At 67.6% G+C, this 1,958-nt stretch carries 1 pseudogene; it reads left to right on the top strand.

Annotated features, from left to right (window positions below):
• Positions 1-1,958: pseudogene (locus EN781_RS31490) on the top strand (translocation/assembly module TamB); the annotation flags it as partial.

Here is a 1,958-nt window from a genome sequence, read left to right as displayed (position 1 = left end):
GGGCCATATGGTGGAGGCCAAGGGCGACGGCGATTTCGAGCGCTTCCTGCCCGAGAAGCTGAAGCCATTGTTTGCCGGCAAGACCAGCTTTGATCTCGCCGGTACCGCGACCCCCAGCGGCGGCGTCGACATCGAGCGGGCGGTGGTCGAGAGCGGCTCCGTGCACGGCACGGCCGCGGGCATGGTCGATCCCAAGGGCGCCAGCGACCTGTCGGTGGAACTCGCCGCCAAGGCCGAGCTGGTGGTGCTCGACGTCGGCACAAAGGCGCAGCCGGTCACCGTGGCGGTCAAGAACGCAACCGCCCGTGCCTTCGGCGACGGCAAGGCGCCGATGGTCGATATCGGCGCGTCGCTGGTTTCTGTGGCGGCGGGCGGCACCCAGCTCAACGATCTCACGGCCGCGATCCATTCCGACGGCTTCGATATCCAGGATCGCAGCGGTCCGCTGTCGATCAAGCTCTCGGCCGGCGGGCTGAAGACCGACGTGGCGACGCTGGAGCCGCTGGTGACTGGCGAGCTCATCGCGGATCTGGCCGGCACGATCAGCAAGGACGAGATTTCCGTCGACCAGGGCACGCTGCGCAGCGATGCGCTGAATGCTTCGCTGACGGCCACGGTTTCGCTCGTCGATCTGGCGATGAAGCTGAAAATGAATGCCGATGCGGTGTCGAGCGCGCTCCCGCCACAGATCCGCTCGGTGCTTGGCGAGCGCGTCATGTTCTCGGCGGCCGCCACCCGCGATCCGCAAGGGGCGTTCGCCGCCAATTCGTTGTCGCTGACTTCCGGTTCGCTCAGCGCCAGCGGCACCGCCAGCGCGCAAGGCTCGGACATCCAGGCCAACGTCACGGGAACGCTGGGCGACGTCTCGGCGCTGTCGTCGCTGGCCGGGACGCCGCTCGCCGGGGGAATCAATTTCACGCTGTCCGCGAGCGGTCCGCGCTTTGCGCCGGATTTTTCGGTCGCGGCCGACAGCGCCAGCCTGACCGCGGCCGGCCGCACGGTAAAGGACGTCAAGCTTTCGGCGAAAGGCAAGGCGGACATCGCCAGCCCGCAGGCGGACATCTCGCTGACCGGCAGCGTCGAGGAGCACGCACTGGACATAAGGGCGTCGCTGGTGACCAGCGAGGGCAAACGCTCGATCAAGGGGCTCAGCCTGGCGCTCGGCGACAACAAGGTTTCCGGCGACCTTGCGCTCGAGGACAATTTCCTGCCGCAAGGAACGCTGACGCTGGCGGTGCCCGACATTGCGCCGCTGGCGGCGCTTGGCGGACAAACGGCGAGCGGCGACATAAACGGCACCATCGCCTTCGCCAAGGAAGGCGAGGCGCCGATCGTCACCATCAATGCCGCCAGTGGCTCGATCGCGCGCGGCGAGGTGGCGGCGAAAGCGATCACGGTCAACGCGCTGATCGCCAACTATCTCAAGAGCCCAGCGATATCAGGCACGATCAAAGCGGATACGGTGACATCGGGAACCACCGTCGTCAGCGGCATCGGCGTCGATCTGAAGCGCGACGGTGACTGGACCAATCTCAGCGGCGGCGCCACGATTGCCGGCATTCCGGCCACCGCCGCCGGCCGGGTCAGGATCGCGAACGGCACCACCAGTGTCGAGATCGCCTCAGGCGAAGCCACCGTTCGCGGCATCAAGGCGGCGATCGCCGGGCCGTCGAACCTCTCTATCGCCAATGGCGTGACCAGCATCGAAAGGCTGGTGCTCGATCTCGGCGGCGGTTCGGTGACGCTCTCCGGCAAGGCCGGCCAAACGCTCGACCTCGCGGCCACGGTATCGGCGCTGCCGGCCGCCCTTGCCAATGATTTCTCGCCCGGCCTCGACGCCGCGGGTTTGCTTGACGGCACGGCGCAGGTCACGGGCCCGGCGGCAAAGCCGGACGTCCGCTTCAATGCCAAATTGACCGGCGCCGAAACCAGCCAGACCCGCCAGGCCGGCCTCGGGC

Source organism: Mesorhizobium sp. M4A.F.Ca.ET.090.04.2.1 (assembly GCF_003999085.1).
Taxonomy (GTDB): Bacteria; Pseudomonadota; Alphaproteobacteria; order Rhizobiales; family Rhizobiaceae; genus Mesorhizobium.
This window is presented reverse-complemented; position numbering and strand designations above follow the sequence as displayed.